Source organism: Enterobacter sp. EGD-HP1 (assembly GCF_000733275.2).
Classification (GTDB): Bacteria; Pseudomonadota; Gammaproteobacteria; order Enterobacterales; family Enterobacteriaceae; genus Enterobacter.
This window is the reverse complement of the sequence record NZ_AVOP01000023.1, coordinates 141,462-156,395: the sequence shown is the minus strand read 5'-3', so window position 1 is coordinate 156,395 and position 14,934 is coordinate 141,462. Positions and strand designations below refer to the sequence as shown.

13 protein-coding genes and 7 tRNA genes are annotated in these 14,934 nt (G+C 55.4%); 2 read left to right on the top strand and 18 right to left on the bottom strand.

From position 1 onward, the window contains the following. The first annotated feature begins 102 nt into the window (after nucleotides 1–102). Nucleotides 103–585, top strand: a complete 483-nt coding sequence (locus N037_RS14395; protein ID WP_029740138.1) for a zinc ribbon-containing protein — start codon at nucleotides 103–105, stop codon at nucleotides 583–585. 54 nt (nucleotides 586–639) lie between these two features. Here the strand turns inward: N037_RS14395 and rihA are convergent, their stop codons facing one another. The 10 genes from rihA to miaB all read right to left on the bottom strand — a co-directional run bounded on the left by rihA (nucleotide 640) and on the right by miaB (nucleotide 10,913). After that, nucleotides 640–1,581, bottom strand: a complete 942-nt coding sequence (gene rihA / locus N037_RS14390) for a pyrimidine-specific ribonucleoside hydrolase RihA (RefSeq protein ID WP_032641706.1) — start codon at nucleotides 1,579–1,581, stop codon at nucleotides 640–642. Between the two features lie 120 nt (nucleotides 1,582–1,701). Further along, nucleotides 1,702–2,427: an amino acid ABC transporter ATP-binding protein gene (locus N037_RS14385; protein WP_029740140.1), complete on the bottom strand. Its 726-nt coding sequence runs from the start codon at nucleotides 2,425–2,427 to the stop codon at nucleotides 1,702–1,704. Continuing rightward, nucleotides 2,427–3,101, bottom strand: coding sequence for a glutamate/aspartate ABC transporter permease GltK (gene gltK / locus N037_RS14380; protein WP_023334900.1), 675 nt, complete (start codon nucleotides 3,099–3,101; stop codon nucleotides 2,427–2,429). The genes N037_RS14385 and gltK overlap by 1 nt, the downstream gene beginning before the upstream one ends. Beyond that, complete coding sequence (locus N037_RS14375) at nucleotides 3,101–3,841, bottom strand: amino acid ABC transporter permease (protein WP_023310756.1); 741 nt, start codon at nucleotides 3,839–3,841, stop codon at nucleotides 3,101–3,103. The genes gltK and N037_RS14375 overlap by 1 nt, the downstream gene beginning before the upstream one ends. Nucleotides 3,842–3,996: 155 nt before the next feature. Continuing rightward, nucleotides 3,997–4,902 carry an amino acid ABC transporter substrate-binding protein gene (locus tag N037_RS14370; RefSeq protein WP_023334902.1) on the bottom strand — a complete coding sequence of 302 codons (906 nt, stop codon included), beginning with the start codon at nucleotides 4,900–4,902 and terminating at the stop codon, nucleotides 3,997–3,999. Nucleotides 4,903–5,302: 400 nt separating this feature from the next. After that, nucleotides 5,303–6,841 (bottom strand): apolipoprotein N-acyltransferase, encoded by a 1,539-nt coding sequence (gene lnt / locus N037_RS14365; RefSeq protein WP_023334903.1) that lies wholly within the window; start codon nucleotides 6,839–6,841, stop codon nucleotides 5,303–5,305. Nucleotides 6,842–6,846: 5 nt separating this feature from the next. Beyond that, nucleotides 6,847–7,725 carry a CNNM family magnesium/cobalt transport protein CorC gene (gene corC / locus N037_RS14360; protein WP_021242574.1) on the bottom strand — a complete coding sequence of 293 codons (879 nt, stop codon included), beginning with the start codon at nucleotides 7,723–7,725 and terminating at the stop codon, nucleotides 6,847–6,849. Nucleotides 7,726–7,814: 89 nt separating this feature from the next. Then, on the bottom strand, nucleotides 7,815–8,282 hold the full coding sequence (gene ybeY, locus N037_RS14355) for an rRNA maturation RNase YbeY (protein ID WP_008501052.1): 468 nt from the start codon (nucleotides 8,280–8,282) through the stop codon (nucleotides 7,815–7,817). After that, nucleotides 8,279–9,325 carry a PhoH family protein gene (locus N037_RS14350; RefSeq protein ID WP_008501053.1) on the bottom strand — a complete coding sequence of 349 codons (1,047 nt, stop codon included), beginning with the start codon at nucleotides 9,323–9,325 and terminating at the stop codon, nucleotides 8,279–8,281. The genes ybeY and N037_RS14350 overlap by 4 nt, the downstream gene beginning before the upstream one ends. A gap of 163 nt (nucleotides 9,326–9,488) precedes the next feature. Next, a complete protein-coding gene (miaB, locus tag N037_RS14345) occupies nucleotides 9,489–10,913 on the bottom strand; it encodes a tRNA (N6-isopentenyl adenosine(37)-C2)-methylthiotransferase MiaB (protein WP_032641703.1) in 1,425 nt (474 codons plus the stop codon). A 135-nt stretch (nucleotides 10,914–11,048) separates the two neighbouring features. Between miaB and ubiF the strand changes: the two genes are divergently transcribed. Then, complete coding sequence (gene ubiF / locus N037_RS14340; RefSeq protein WP_023334905.1) at nucleotides 11,049–12,224, top strand: 3-demethoxyubiquinol 3-hydroxylase; 1,176 nt, start codon at nucleotides 11,049–11,051, stop codon at nucleotides 12,222–12,224. Nucleotides 12,225–12,347: 123 nt separating this feature from the next. On the opposite strand, the gene N037_RS14335 is transcribed toward ubiF, so the two are convergent. From N037_RS14335 to asnB, 8 genes are all read right to left on the bottom strand, one after another. Beyond that, a tRNA-Gln gene (locus tag N037_RS14335) sits at nucleotides 12,348–12,422 on the bottom strand. A gap of 37 nt (nucleotides 12,423–12,459) precedes the next feature. Beyond that, nucleotides 12,460–12,534, bottom strand: a tRNA-Gln gene (locus N037_RS14330). A 40-nt stretch (nucleotides 12,535–12,574) separates the two neighbouring features. Further along, nucleotides 12,575–12,651: transfer RNA gene (locus N037_RS14325), tRNA-Met, on the bottom strand. A 17-nt stretch (nucleotides 12,652–12,668) separates the two neighbouring features. Beyond that, nucleotides 12,669–12,743 (bottom strand) — tRNA-Gln (locus tag N037_RS14320). 32 nt (nucleotides 12,744–12,775) lie between these two features. Next, a tRNA-Gln gene (locus tag N037_RS14315) sits at nucleotides 12,776–12,850 on the bottom strand. Nucleotides 12,851–12,873: 23 nt separating this feature from the next. After that, nucleotides 12,874–12,958: transfer RNA gene (locus tag N037_RS14310), tRNA-Leu, on the bottom strand. 8 nt (nucleotides 12,959–12,966) lie between these two features. Beyond that, a tRNA-Met gene (locus tag N037_RS14305) sits at nucleotides 12,967–13,043 on the bottom strand. A 226-nt stretch (nucleotides 13,044–13,269) separates the two neighbouring features. Then, nucleotides 13,270–14,934, bottom strand: a complete 1,665-nt coding sequence (gene asnB / locus N037_RS14300) for an asparagine synthase B (RefSeq protein WP_014069343.1) — start codon at nucleotides 14,932–14,934, stop codon at nucleotides 13,270–13,272.

Sequence of the window (14,934 nt, the reverse complement as noted above, 5' to 3'; positions counted from 1 at the left end):
ATGCGCTTTGCAGGAATTTACCGGGTCTGTGCTTCACCTGACAAAGCGGCGATGAAATAAGGTCTATTATTAGAAATAGTTACTTACCCGGGAGGCAAAATGATGAACAAGGTTGCTCAATTTTACCGCGAACTGGTGGCGACACTGACGGAACGGCTGCGTAACGGCGAGCGCGATATCGACGCGCTGGTGGAGCAAGCGCGTGCCCGCGTGACGCAAACGGGTGAGTTAACGCGAACCGAAGTGGAAGAGGTGACGCGCGCCGTGCGTCGCGATCTGGAAGAGTTCGCGCGCAGCTACCAGGAAAGTCAGGAGGAGGTCACGGACAGCGTTTTTATGCGGGTGATTAAAGAGAGCCTGTGGCAAGAGCTGGCCGACATCACGGATAAAACGCAGCTGGAGTGGCGCGAGGTCTTTCAGGATTTGAACCATCACGGTGTGTATCACAGTGGTGAGGTGGTCGGGCTGGGAAATCTGGTGTGCGAGAATTGCCACCACCATATTGCGGTGTATACGCCGGATGTCCTGCCGATGTGCCCGAAATGCGGCCACGATCAGTTCCAGCGTCGGCCGTTTGAGCCCTAGAAAAGCAAAACTGTTCGCACCCTCTCCCCGTGGGAGAGGGCCGGGGTGAGGGCATCAGGCCGCACTATAGTAAGCCAGCCTTTCCGCCAGCAAATCCACAAACGCCTCCCGGTCGATATCTACTATCACCGTGGTATTTGGCGCATTCCCCGTCAGCGAGTAATAATCCACCACCGTCATTCCCTGGGTGTATTTCCCCTGCGTCTCCACGCCAACCCATCTGTCCACCGTGGTAAACATTTCAGGCTTCAGCAGCCAGGCAATGGTGCACGGGTCGTGCAGGGGGGCGCCGTGGAAGCCCCACTTCTCGGCTTTGTGATACTCCATAAAGAAGTCGAGCAGCTCGGCCACGGTTGTCGCAACCGGGTTGCCCACCGAGCGAAAACGCTCAATATCGTCCGCCATAATCTGCGCGCGATGGGTAACGTCAAGCCCTGCCATCACAATCGGTAAGCCAGACTGGAAGACAATCTCAGCGGCTTCCGGGTCGACGAAGATGTTGAACTCCGCCGCAGGCGTCCAGTTCCCCAGCCCCATGGCCCCGCCCATAATCACAATACGCGCAATTTTATTATGCAGCTCAGGATGGCTGTTCAGCAGCAGCGCAACGTTAGTTTGTGGTCCGGTAGCCACCAGCGTTACCGGTTCTGCACTTTCACGCAGCACTTTTGCCATCAGCTCCACGGCGGTACAGTTTTGCGGCGCAAAACCCGGCTCCGGGAGTGCCGGACCGTCCAGCCCGCTTTCGCCATGCACGTTGTCGGCAATAATCAGCTCGCGCATCAGCGGCTTCACGGCCCCACCGGCGACAGGAACATCGGTGCGTTTGAGCAGCGTGAGCATGCGCAGCACGTTGCGCAGGGTTTTTTCAGGCGTCTGGTTTCCGGCGGACGAGGTGACGGCTTTTACGTCGAGTTCAGGGGAGGCAAGTGCAAGGACGAGCGCGATCGCGTCATCATGACCCGGATCGCAATCGAGAATGATCGGTTGTGCCATAGCGTTCTCCATACGTAGCGTTATTTTGTGACAAGGTTAACGCCGCGAAGTGAAGTCGACGAGAAGAAGAGGTGCAAAGCGTGAAGCAGTGCGCAATCCGCAGATTGCGCACCGTGGAGATTAATGCAGGATTTTGGCGAGGAAGTCTTTAGCGCGCTCGGATTTCGGGTTGGCGAAGAACTCTTCTTTCGGAGAGTCTTCCACAATTTTCCCTTCGTCCATAAAGATCACGCGGTTGGCCACTTTACGGGCGAAGCCCATTTCGTGGGTCACCACCATCATGGTCATCCCTTCGTGCGCCAGTTCAACCATCACGTCCAGCACTTCGTTGATCATCTCTGGATCGAGGGCCGACGTTGGCTCATCAAACAGCATTGCAACGGGATCCATGCACAGCGCACGGGCGATCGCCACGCGCTGCTGCTGGCCGCCAGAAAGCTGAGCCGGGAACTTATCGGCATGCGCCGAGAGCCCAACGCGTTCCAGGAGTTTCAGGCCTTTCTCACGCGACGCTTTTTTATCACGCTTAAGCACTTTCACCTGCGCCAGCGTCAGGTTCTCAATAATGGAGAGGTGAGGGAACAGCTCAAAATGCTGGAACACCATGCCAACGTGAGAGCGAAGCTGGGCGAGGTTGGTTTTTTTGTCGTTGACCCTGGTGCCGTTGACGACAATTTCACCCTGCTGCACCGGCTCCAGGCCGTTGACGGTTTTGATCAGCGTTGATTTACCGGAGCCGGACGGCCCGCACACCACCACCACGTCGCCTTTTTTAACCTCAGTGGAGCAGTCGGTCAGCACCTGAAAGTGCCCATACCATTTAGAAACATTTTTCAGGGAAATCATTATACCGTCCTTTTCTTCAGCCAGCTGACCAACAGCGACGCGCTTAAACTAATCACAAAATAGACCGCACCCGCAAAGAGCACCATCTCGACCTGCGTACCATCACGCTCACCGATGGTTGACGCGGTACGGAAGAAGTCTGCCAGGCTCAGAACGTAGACCAGCGAGGTATCCTGGAACAGCACGATACCCTGGGTCAGCAGGAGCGGAACCATGGCGCGAAACGCCTGCGGCAGAATAATCAGCTGCATGGACTGCCAGTGGGTCATCCCAAGCGCCAGCGCGGCGCTGGATTGCCCGCGGGAGATACTCTGAATGCCCGCGCGGATAATCTCCGAGTAGTAAGCGGCCTCAAACATTGAGAACGCCACCATGGCGGAAATCAGACGGATATCGGTTTTCGGCGACAGCCCCAGCACGTTCTGCAGGAAGCCGGGCACAATCAGGTAAAACCACAGCAGTACCATCACCAGCGGGATGGAGCGGAACACGTTAACGTAGGCGGTCGCAAACCAGGCGAACGGCTTAAAGCTCGACAGGCGCATGACGGCCAGCAGGGTACCCCAGACGATACCAATGATGATGGCGATAACGGTGATTTTTAAGGTAATCACCAGGCCATCAAGCAGGTAAGGCATGGATGGAACGATAGAACTCCAGTCAAATTCGTACATTATTTGCCCCCCAGATTGCCCGGCAGGCGGATTTTGCGTTCAACCAGGTTCATCACCAGCATGATGAAAGCGTTAATCAGAACATACGCGAGCGTGATCGCGGTGAAGGATTCCCACGCGTGGGCGGAGTAATCCAGCAGCTTGCCCGCCTGTGCAGCCATGTCGACCAGGCCGATAGTCGAGGCGATGGCCGAGTTTTTCACCAGGTTCATCATCTCGGAGGTCATCGGTGGAACGATAACCCGGTAGGCGTTAGGCAGCAGCACATAGCGGTAGGTTTGTGGCAGTGTCAGGCCCATTGCCAGGCCCGCATTTTTTTGTCCGCGCGGCAATGACTGAATGGCGGCACGCACCTGCTCGCAAACGCGCGCAGCGGTAAACAGCCCCAGACACATCATGGAGGAGACAAAGAACTGCACGTTTGGATCCAGTTCCGACTTGAACCACATGCCAATATTTTCCGGCAGCAGTTCCGGAATGACCAGATACCAGGTAAAGAATTGCACGATCAGCGGAACGTTACGGAACAGTTCCACATACAGGGTGCCAAGTGTTGAAAGAAAACGGTTTGGGACGGTGCGCAGAATACCGAACAAAGAACCGACAAGAAACGCGATGATCCACGCCGTTATCGATAATGCCACGGTGACCTGAAAGCCGCTCCACAGCCAGCCAAGATAGGTGGTGTTGCCGAACGGGGCTTGTTGCAGGAATATGCCCCAGTTCCAGTCTATTGACATAATAAACTCCAGAAAAAAAAGGGTAGCAGCGCTACCCTCGAAGATTGGTGAGAAGCTCATTTTTCGCGCTGAGTGGGGAACGACCACTCAACGTATAGTCTGTCCATGCTTCCCGACAATCGAGAGGGCAGGAGATCCCGCCCCTGTTGTTCTAATTAGTTAAGAGCCTTGTCATTTGGAGATTTGAACAGCGCTTTCATGTCTTCAGACAGTTCAAAATTCATGTTCAGGTTTTTTGGTGGAATCGGGTTCTTGAACCACTTATCGAACCATTTTTCGGCTTCGCCGGAGGTCTGCACCTGAGCGATGGTGTCATCGATCAGCTTTTTGAACTGCGGATCGTCTTTACGCAGCATACAGCCGTAGGCTTCTTTCGACTGCGCGGTACCGACGATATCCCAGTTGTCTGGTTTTTTCGCTTTCGCACGTTCGCCCGCCAGCAGGGCGTCATCCATCATAAACGCGACGGCACGACCGCTTTCCAGGGTACGGAAGGAGTCGCCATGGTCTTTCGCGCTGATGATGCGCATATCCATTTTCTTCTCGTCGTTCAGCTTGTGCAGCAGCACTTCTGACGTGGTACCGGAGGTGACAACAACCGCTTTGCCTTTCAGGTCAGCGAAGTCTTTGATCTCACCGCCTTTCTTCGTCAGCAGACGGGTGCCCACGACAAAGATGGTGTCAGAGAAGGCAGCCTGTTTCTGACGCTCGAGGTTGTTGGTGGTGGAGCCACACTCGAAGTCAAAGGTGCCGTTTTGCAGCAGTGGAATACGGTTCTGTGAAGTGATTGGGATCAGCTTCACCTGCAGGTCAGGTTTGTTCAGCTTTTTCTTCACAGCTTCAACGATGGCGTTGGAGTAATCCTGTGAATAGCCCACGACTTTTTGCGTGTTGTCGTAGTAAGAGAACGGGACAGATGATTCACGGTGGCCGACCACGATGACGCCGTTTTTGGCAATCTTGTCGAGAGTGCTGCCTGCTGCCGGCGCATCTTCAGCGTGAACCACGCCAGCAGACATTCCCATCACCAGCATTGCTGTGGCCAGTTTACGTAATTGCATACCCAACTCCTTTTTTATCAGCGCCAGTGACGCTTTGATACCCATTGTGATGTTGTTATATCTCGCGCAATGCGAGTGCAGTGTTATGCAAGCTTGTTAACATTTAGTCTGGCTTAATGTAAAGATTTTGCTGCGTTATTGTTTATTTTTGCGAAGCGCGCCGCACCATTCAGAGGCAAATATCTCCCGTTGCACCGTTTCGGTGCTACCGATGATCTACGCTGGTGCGACAAAGTTGCACGTTAAGCCAAACTGCGTTTACCTGAATAAACAAAGCAATAGGCGTGCCAGAATGGAAGCCTGGAGGAAATTGTCGGGTGGCGGCTACGCCTTACCCGACCTACAGCACGGGAAAGTAGGCCGGGTAAGCGTCAGCGCCACCCGGCAACAGAAGGTAAGGTTATTTACGACGCTGACGCAGGCTCATCAGCACTGCGCCAAAGCCGAACAGCACGGTCAAAATCCACAGCGGCCAGTTGCCGGTGCGCGCGTATGGCGTCAGCCCCGTGGTTGGCGTGACGTTAGTGGTCAGCACCTCACGGGTAAACTGCGGGATCATCGCCTGGATTTCTCCCTGCGGGCCAATCACGGCGGTGATGCCGTTGTTGGTGCTGCGCAGCAGCGGACGCGCCAGCTCCAGAGAGCGCATGCGTGCCATCTGGAAGTGCTGCCACGGGCCGATTGACTTACCAAACCAGGCGTCGTTGGAGATGGTCAGCAGATAGTCAGTATCCGGGCGGAAGTTATCACGCACCTGCTCGCCGAGAATGATTTCGTAGCAGATGGCCGCCGTCAGGGCTACGCCGTGCGCGTGCAGCTGAGGCTGTACGTACGGGCCGCGGCTGAAGGAGGACATTGGCAGGTCAAAGAACGGGGCCAGCGGGCGCAGAATCGACTCCAGCGGGACAAACTCACCAAACGGTACCAGGTGGTTCTTGTTGTACCGGTCAGTGGAGTGGTAGCTGTACTCGCTGTCTTTGCCGAGCGTAATGATGGTGTTGTAGGTGTCGTAGCGGTTCTGCTGATTCAGACGCGCATCAACAATCCCGGTGATCAGCGTGCTGCCGCGCGCCAGCAGCAGGTCGTTCATCATGTTGAGGAACGGCTGCTGGTTAATTTCCAGATCGGGAATTGCAGACTCCGGCCAGATAATCAGCTGGGATTTACCCATCACCTCTTCGGTGGCGTTGGCGTAGATCTTCAGCGTATTCAGCAGCTCTTTCTCATCCCACTTCATGGACTGCGGGATATTCCCCTGCACCATGGAAACCTGCATGGCGCGCTCGGGCTCGGGCGTGAACCACTGGATATAACGCAGCGGGAAGGGCAGGGCGAACAGCACCAGCGCCACGGCCAGCGGTTTCCAGCATCGCTGGACCAGCGCCAGGACCAGCAGGCCGCTCACCACCATCAACAGGAAGTTGATGGCTTCAACACCCATTACCGGAGCCAGGCCCTTTAGCGGGCCGTCAATCTGGCTGTAGCCGAACTGCAGCCACGGGAAGCCCGTCAGCACCCAGCCGCGCAGGAATTCGGTAATCTGCCAGACCACTGGGGCGGCAATAGCGACGCGCAGCCAGGTGGTTTTTGGCCACAGGCGAGAGAGAATACCGGCAAACAGGCCGGTATAGAGTGAGAGATACGCGGCGAGCAATACTACAAGGAAGACGTTAACCGGGCCCGGCATACCGCCAAACTGGGCGATGCTGACATAGACCCAGTTGATGCCGGAGCCAAACAGCCCCAGCCCCCAGAAGTAGCCGATGGCTGCAGCCTGTACCGGACGACGATTCAGGGTCAGACCCTGAAGCCCCATCAGGGAGAGAATGGCCGCGGGCCAGATATCGTAAGGAGAGAAAGCCAGCGTACCGCTGGCTCCAAGTAACAGCGCCAGCAGCAAACGGACGCGCTGGCGTTCAAGCAGTGGGGCAAATGCCATTTACATTAATCTTCCAGTTTTGGCACCGGTGAGTCGTCCGGCGTTCTGACGTGAACCTGTATAATACGTCGGCTGTCGGCCATTGCCACTTTGAACTGGTAACCGTCAATGTCAACGGTCTCACCGCGCGCCGGGAGGTGGCCAAAGGCCTGCATCACCAGCCCGCCAATGGTATCGACCTCTTCATCGCTGAAGTGGGTACCGAAGGCGTCGTTGAAGTCCTCAATGGAGGCCAGCGCGCGCACGGTCCAGGTGTGGCGGCTAAGCTGACGGAAGTCGATATCTTCTTCTTCGTCGTACTCGTCTTCGATTTCGCCCACGATCAGCTCAAGAATATCCTCGATCGTGACCAGTCCGGAAACGCCGCCAAATTCATCAATAACAATCGCCATGTGGTAACGCTGAGAGCGGAACTCTTTCAGCATCCGATCCACACGTTTACTTTCCGGCACAACCACGGCCTGGCGTAACACTTTTTCCATGCTGAAGGCTTCGGCATCGCTGCGCATAAACGGCAGCAGATCTTTCGCCATCAAAATCCCTTCGATGTGATCTTTATCTTCGCTGATGACCGGGAAACGCGAGTGGGCGGATTCGATGATCACATCGAGGCACTCGTCCAGCGTCTGGTTACGTTTCAGGGTGATCATCTGCGAGCGGGGGATCATGATATCGCGAACGCGCTGGTCGGCGATGTCCATAACCCCTTCGAGCATTTCGCGCGTATCTTCGTCGATAAGGTCGTTCTGCCCGGAATCACGAATCAGCTCCAGCAGTTCATCACGGTTTTTGGGTTCGCCGTGGAAAAGCTGGTTCAGAATGAGGGAGAAAAATCCCTTTTTACTGGTTGTCGTGTCGCTACTGTGTGAATTGTCGTCGCTCATGGCGTTTGTTAAGGGTTCTCTTGTTAGTTCAACGTTTACCGCCACGTGATGTCCTTTCGTGGCGGCATGTGAGTCCGTCAGATGACGGACTATTCTTTCTCGGCAATGTACGGATCCTCATAGCCCAGAGCAAGCATTATCTCTGTCTCGAGGGACTCCATCTCTTCCGCTTCGTCATCTTCAATGTGATCGTAGCCCAGCAGGTGCAGACTGCCGTGTACCACCATATGCGCCCAGTGGGCCTCAAGCGGCTTTTGCTGCTCTTTGGCTTCCTGCTCAACCACCTGACGGCAGATGATCAGATCGCCCAGCAGCGGCATCTCAATGCCCGGCGGTGCTTCAAATGGGAAAGAGAGCACGTTTGTCGGCTTATCTTTCCCACGATAGGTCAGGTTAAGCTCATGGCTTTCTGCTTCATCCACCAGGCGAATCGTAACTTCTGATTCTTCCTGAAACTGCGGAATAACGGCATCCAGCCATTTCTGAAACTGTGCCTCATCTGGCATGCCGGAATTGTCTTCACAGGCCAGCTGTAAATCGAGGATCACCTGACTCATTTCTGTTCTTGCTCCTGCGCTTCGCGCTTACGTTCAGCGGCCAGTTCGGCCTTACGCTTCTGATCCGCCTCTTCCCAGGCTTCATAGGCGTTAACGATACGCGCGACCACCGGGTGGCGTACCACGTCTTCACTGTGGAAGAAGTTAAAGCTGATTTCGTCGACCTCGGCCAGCACCTCAATGGCGTGGCGCAGGCCGGATTTGGTGCTGCGCGGCAGGTCGATCTGGGTGACGTCACCGGTGATGACCGCTTTCGAGTTAAAACCGATACGCGTCAGGAACATCTTCATCTGTTCGATGGTGGTGTTCTGGCTTTCATCAAGAATGATGAACGCATCGTTCAGCGTACGGCCGCGCATGTAGGCGAGCGGGGCAACTTCGATAACGTTACGCTCAATGAGCTTCTCAACCTTCTCAAAGCCGAGCATCTCGAACAGCGCATCGTATAAAGGGCGCAGATATGGGTCGACTTTCTGGCTCAGATCGCCTGGCAGGAAGCCCAGCTTTTCGCCCGCTTCAACGGCCGGACGGGTCAGCAGGATGCGACGGATCTCCTGGCGTTCCAGCGCATCTACCGCAGCGGCAACGGCGAGATAGGTTTTACCCGTCCCCGCAGGGCCCACCCCAAAGGTTATGTCGTGGTCGAGAATATTGGCAATGTACTGCGCCTGGTTTGGCGTACGCGGCTTAATGACGCCACGCTTGGTCTTGATATTGATTGCCTTACCGTAGTCCGGCACGCTTTCCGCGCTCTGCTCAAGCACGCGCGCCTCTTTAATGGCGAGGTGAATTTGTTCCGGTTCGATATCCTGAATTTCGCCGCGCATGGGAGATGTATCCACATACAGGCTACGCAGAATATCCGCAGCGGCGTTGACGCAGATAGGGCGTCCGGTAAGTTTGAAATGATTATCGCGACGATTGATTTCGATACCCAGACGTCGCTCCAGTTGTTTGATGTTGTCATCAAACGGCCCGCACAGGCTCAGCAGGCGAGCGTTGTCTGCTGGCTCAAGGCTAATTTCACGCGTATCTATATTCAAACTGTTCCTCTTTAATTGGTTAACTGACCCATTGCGATAGGGCGTAATAAAACGGTCATTACCGAAATTATTCACGCCACAGAATAAAGGCGCAAGCGTTGCGGAAGATATTGGGGACGATGAGAGGAAATACAAGGCCTGCCGGAAAGGCAGGCCAGGAGGATTAAGGCTGGTAAATCCCCACGCCAGAATCGTTTTCTTTACGGGTACGCGAGATCACGGATTCCGGTGACTCGGCAATACGCAGGCCCATTTCATCCTCGGTGCGTACCAGCTTCGCGCGCAGCGAGTTGGTCAGCACTTCGACAATTTCGACGTCCACGAATTTACCGATCATATCCGGGGTGCCCTCAAAGTTCACCACGCGGTTGTTTTCGGTACGACCGGAGAGTTCCATAATGCTCTTGCGGGAGGTGCCTTCCACCAGAATGCGTTGAACGGTGCCGAGCATACGGCGGCTCCACGCGTTGGCCTGCTGGTTAATACGCTCCTGCAGAATATACAGACGCTGCTTTTTCTCTTCTTCCGGCACATCGTCAACCATGTCTGCGGCTGGTGTTCCAGGGCGCGCAGAGAAGATGAAGCTGTAGCTGACGTCAAAATTCACTTCGCCGATGAGCTTCATGGTGCGCTCGAAGTCATCAGCAGTTTCGCCAGGGAAGCCGACGATAAAATCGGAGCTGATCTGGATATCCGGACGCGCTTCACGCAGCTTACGAATGGTGGATTTATACTCCAGCACCGTATGCGGGCGGCCCATCAGGTTCAGCACGCGGTCAGAGCCACACTGAATCGGCAGGTGCAGGAAGCTCACCAGCTCTGGCGTATCGCGATACACGTCAATGATGTCGTCGGTAAACTCCATCGGATGGCTGGTGGTAAAGCGAATGCGGTCGATACCGTCAATAGCGGCCACCAGACGCAGCAGCTCAGCAAAGCTGCCGGTGGTGCCGTCGTAGTTTTCCCCGCGCCAGGCATTAACGTTCTGGCCCAGCAGGTTCACTTCGCGAACGCCCTGTGCGGCAAGCTGGGCGATTTCAAACAGAATATCGTCTGCCGGACGGCTGACTTCTTCACCGCGGGTGTAGGGCACCACGCAGTAAGTGCAGTATTTGTTGCAGCCTTCCATGATGGAGACGAAGGCGGTTGGGCCATCGGCGCGCGGCTCCGGCAGACGGTCAAACTTTTCGATCTCCGGGAAGCTGACGTCAACAACCGGGCTACGGTTGCCGCGAACCTGATTGATCATCTCCGGCAGGCGATGCAGGGTCTGAGGGCCAAAGACAATATCCACATACGGGGCTCTCTGGCGGATCAGCTTGCCTTCCTGCGACGCGACGCAGCCACCCACGCCGATGATCAGGTCCGGATTTTTTCGCTTGAGAAGCTTCCAGCGGCCTAACACGTGAAAGACTTTTTCCTGCGCTTTTTCACGAATCGAACAGGTGTTCAGCAGCAGCACGTCCGCTTCTTTCACATTTTCTGTCAGCTGGTATCCGTGGGTTGAATCCAGCAGATCGGCCATCTTGGATGAATCGTATTCGTTCATCTGACAGCCCCAGGTTTTTATATGGAGTTTTTTAGTCATCGACTTGCTCAGCTCAGGATTGCAAGCCGCGTATTGTAATGCTTTGGTGGGGTTGTGACCAGTATGAAGGTTATGTGTCTCAGGACCGCAAAAATCCGGTAAACTTAAGGGATTCTCCAATAAGGAAAATTGACCATGACACTCCTACACACCGAAGTTGCCGTTGTCGGCGGCGGTATGGTCGGCGGCGCGCTGGCGCTGGGGCTGGCGCAGCAGGGATTTGAGGTAACGGTAATTGAACAGGCTGCTCCGCCGGCCTTCGATCCCACCAGCAAACCGGATGTACGCATTTCCGCAATCAGCGCGGCGTCCGTCGATCTGCTGCGCGGGTTGGGCGTCTGGGAGGCGGTGCTGGCGATGCGCGCCCATCCTTACAGCCGTCTTGAAACCTGGGAGTGGGAAAATGCCCACGTCGCGTTTGATGCCGCTGAGCTGAAGCTGCCGCGCCTGGGTTATATGGTGGAAAACAACGTGCTCCAGCTGGCGCTCTGGCAGGCGCTGGAGACGCACCCAAAGGTGACGCTGCGCGTTCCGGCGTCGCTTAAGGCACTGCATCCTCATGAGAGCGGCTATTTACTGACGCTCGACAGCGGCGATGCACTGGCCGTGAAGCTGGTCGTTGGGGCGGACGGCGCTAACTCGCAGGTCAGACAGATGGCGGGTATCGGCGTTCATGCCTGGCAGTATGAGCAATCCTGCATGCTGATTACCGTCGAGTGCGAGAATGCGCCGGGAGAAAGCACGTGGCAGCACTTTACGCCGAACGGTCCGCACGCCTTTTTACCGCTGTTTGATAACTGGGCGTCGCTGGTGTGGTACGACAAACCGGCACGCATTCGCCAGCTGCAGGGGATGAACATGGAACAATTGCAGCGGGAAATTCGCCTGCATTTTCCGAGCCGTCTGGGCAACGTTACGCCGGTGGCTGCCGGGGCGTTTCCCCTCACGCGGCGCCATGCTTTGCAGTATGTCCGTGAAGGGCTGGCGCTGGTGGGCGATGCAGCGCACACCATTCATCCGCTGGCCGGGCAAGGCGTGAATCTGGGGTACCGTGATGTCGATGCGTTACTGGATGTGCTGGGCAGCGCCCGCGGGCACGCGGAAAACTGGGCCAGCCATCAGATTCTCAAGCGTTACCAGACGCGACGCATGGCGGACAATTTTATCATGCAGTCGGGGATGGATCTTTTCTACGCCGGGTTTAGCAATGACTTAGCCCCGGTGCGCATTCTGCGTAATATTGGCTTGATGGCAGCGGAGCGTGCCGGCGGTCTGAAACGTCAGGCGCTGAAATACGCCTTAGGACTTTAATCTTTGCTCCGACTATTCCCTCGCCCCTTTGGGGAGAGGGTTAGGGTGAGGGGGAATCAGGCCACACCATTCTGAACAACAAAAACAAAAAAGCCCGCAGAGCGGGCTTTTTTGTTACTTAAGTGGCTGGGGTGCAGGGATTCGAACCCCGGAATGCTGGTATCAGAAACCAGAGCCTTACCGCTTGGCGACACCCCAATTGCGTTAAACAAACTGCTTAACGACTTTTTTAAATTGGCTGGGGTACGAGGATTCGAACCTCGGAATGCCGGAATCAGAATCCGGTGCCTTACCGCTTGGCGATACCCCAACAATTTGTGTTGATTACCGAATAATCGACAATCTTAATTTGGTGGCTACGACGGGATTCGAACCTGTGACCCCATCATTATGAGTGATGTGCTCTAACCAACTGAGCTACGTAGCCAGTACTGCAATCTTCGATGGCTGGGGTACCTGGATTCGAACCAGGGAATGCCGGTATCAAAAACCGGTGCCTTACCGCTTGGCGATACCCCAATACCGCGGAGAACCGCAAAATCGAAGAAATATGGCTGGGGTACCTGGATTCGAACCAGGGAATGCCGGTATCAAAAACCGGTGCCTTACCGCTTGGCGATACCCCATCCGTGCAACGCTTACCTGGGAATGGTGCGGGAGGCGAGACTTGAACTCGCACACCTTGCGGCGCCAGAACCTAAATCTGGTGCGTCTACCAATTTCGCCACTCCCGCAAAAAAGATGGTGGCTACGACGGGATTCGAACCTGTGACCCCATCATTATGAGTGATGTGCTCTAACCAACTGAGCTACGTAGCCATCTTTTTTCGCGTTACCTTATCGGCGTTGCGGGGCGCATTATGCGTATAGACCCTTGCAGCGTCAACACCTTTTTCAACGAAAATAGCCGGAATGTGACTGTTTGGTTAGGTTGCGAACAGCGTGGCCGAATATTCGGCAATTATTGGTTATTAATCAGATTTAGGCGGTGAAATGTGAGGCAAAAAAATCAGGCCCCTGAGGGGCCTGATTGCGATCTGAGTGATTATTTGTAGGCTGACTGGTGAACGCCTACCGCGCGTCCTGATGGATCGTTCATGGATTTGAACGATTCATCCCATTCAATCGCTTTGGCTGAAGAGCAGGCGACGGACGGGCCACCCGGTACGCACTCCGCGGCGCTCGGCACAGGGAACAGCTCTTCAAAAATTTCACGGTACAGATACGCCTCTTTCGAGCCCGGCGTGTTGTACGGGAAGCGGAAGCTTGCGGTTTCCAGCTGTTGGTCAGAAACCTGTTTCGCCGCGACCTCTTTCAGGGTGTCGATCCAGCTATAACCTACGCCATCAGAGAACTGCTCTTTCTGACGCCATGCCACGCTCGCCGGCAGATAGGATTCAAAACATTCGCGCAGGATATGTTTTTCCATTTTGCCGTTGCCGCACATCTTGTCCTGCGGGTTGATGCGCATCGCCACGTCGAGGAATTTCTTATCCAGGAACGGCACGCGCGCTTCCACACCCCAGGCGGACATCGCTTTGTTGGCGCGCGCGCAGTCAAACATATGCAGCGCCTGCAGCTTGCGTACGGTCTCTTCGTGCAGCTCTTTGGCGTTCGGCGCTTTGTGGAAGTACAGGTAACCGCCAAACACTTCGTCAGAACCTTCACCGGAGAGCACCATCTTGATGCCCATCGCTTTGATCTTACGCGACATCAGGTACATCGGGGTCGAGGCGCGGATGGTGGTCACGTCATAGGTTTCAATGTGATAGATCACATCGCGGATCGCATCCAGACCTTCCTGCACGGTGAAATGAATTTCATGGTGCACGGTGCCGAGGTGGTTCGCCACTTCCTGTGCGGCTTTCAGGTCAGGAGCGCCTTCCAGGCCAACGGCAAAAGAGTGCAGCTGTGGCCACCAGGCTTCTGAGCGCTCCTGATCTTCCACGCGACGGGCCGCGAATTTCTTGGTGATTGCGGAGATCACGGAGGAGTCCAGACCGCCGGAGAGCAGCACGCCGTAAGGCACGTCGGACATCAGGTGGCTTTTCACGGAATCCTCCAGGGCCTGACGCAGCTCGGCTTTGTCCGTGACGTTGTCTTTGACCGCGTCGAAATCGAACCAGTCACGCTGATAATACTGACGGATCTCACCGTCTTTGCTCCACAGGTAGCTGCCTGCCGGGAACTCTTTAATGGTGCGGCACACCGGGACCAGGGCCTTCATTTCAGACGCAACGTAGAAGTTGCCGTGCTCATCGTGGCCCATGTACAGCGGGATAATACCGATGTGGTCGCGGCCAATCAGGTAAGCATCTTTTTCGCTGTCGTACAGGGCGAAGGCGAACATGCCCTGCAGGTCGTCCAGGAACTCAGGCCCTTTCTCCTGATACAGCGCCAGGATCACTTCACAGTCAGAACCGGTCTGGAACGCGTAGCGGTCGCCATATTCGGCGCGCAGCGCCTGGTGGTTGTAGATTTCACCGTTGACAGCCAGCGCGTGCGTTTTTTTCTCGTTATACAGCGGCTGTGCACCGGCATTGACGTCAACAATAGACAGACGTTCGTGAGCCAGAATCGCTTTGTCACTGGCGTAAACGCCTGACCAGTCCGGGCCGCGATGGCGCATCAGGCGGGACAGTTCGAGTGCCTTTTTACGCAGTTCGCCCGCGTCAGTTTTAATATCCAGTACGCCAAAAATTGAACACAT

Bases quoted from the DNA above. Each gene is read 5' to 3' on its own strand.
- N037_RS14395 (WP_029740138.1), top strand. From the start codon at position 103: ATGAACAAGGTTGCTCAATTTTACCGCGAACTGGTGGCGACACTGACG.
- rihA (WP_032641706.1), bottom strand. From the start codon at position 1,581: ATGGCACAACCGATCATTCTCGATTGCGATCCGGGTCATGATGACGCG.
- N037_RS14385 (WP_029740140.1), bottom strand. From the start codon at position 2,427: ATGATTTCCCTGAAAAATGTTTCTAAATGGTATGGGCACTTTCAGGTG.
- gltK (WP_023334900.1), bottom strand. From the start codon at position 3,101: ATGTACGAATTTGACTGGAGTTCTATCGTTCCATCCATGCCTTACCTG.
- N037_RS14375 (WP_023310756.1), bottom strand. From the start codon at position 3,841: ATGTCAATAGACTGGAACTGGGGCATATTCCTGCAACAAGCCCCGTTC.
- N037_RS14370 (WP_023334902.1), bottom strand. From the start codon at position 4,902: ATGCAATTACGTAAACTGGCCACAGCAATGCTGGTGATGGGAATGTCT.
- lnt (WP_023334903.1), bottom strand. From the start codon at position 6,841: ATGGCATTTGCCCCACTGCTTGAACGCCAGCGCGTCCGTTTGCTGCTG.
- corC (WP_021242574.1), bottom strand. From the start codon at position 7,725: ATGAGCGACGACAATTCACACAGTAGCGACACGACAACCAGTAAAAAG.
- ybeY (WP_008501052.1), bottom strand. From the start codon at position 8,282: ATGAGTCAGGTGATCCTCGATTTACAGCTGGCCTGTGAAGACAATTCC.
- miaB (WP_032641703.1), bottom strand. From the start codon at position 10,913: ATGACTAAAAAACTCCATATAAAAACCTGGGGCTGTCAGATGAACGAA.
- ubiF (WP_023334905.1), top strand. From the start codon at position 11,049: ATGACACTCCTACACACCGAAGTTGCCGTTGTCGGCGGCGGTATGGTC.
- asnB (WP_014069343.1), bottom strand. From the start codon at position 14,934: ATGTGTTCAATTTTTGGCGTACTGGATATTAAAACTGACGCGGGCGAA.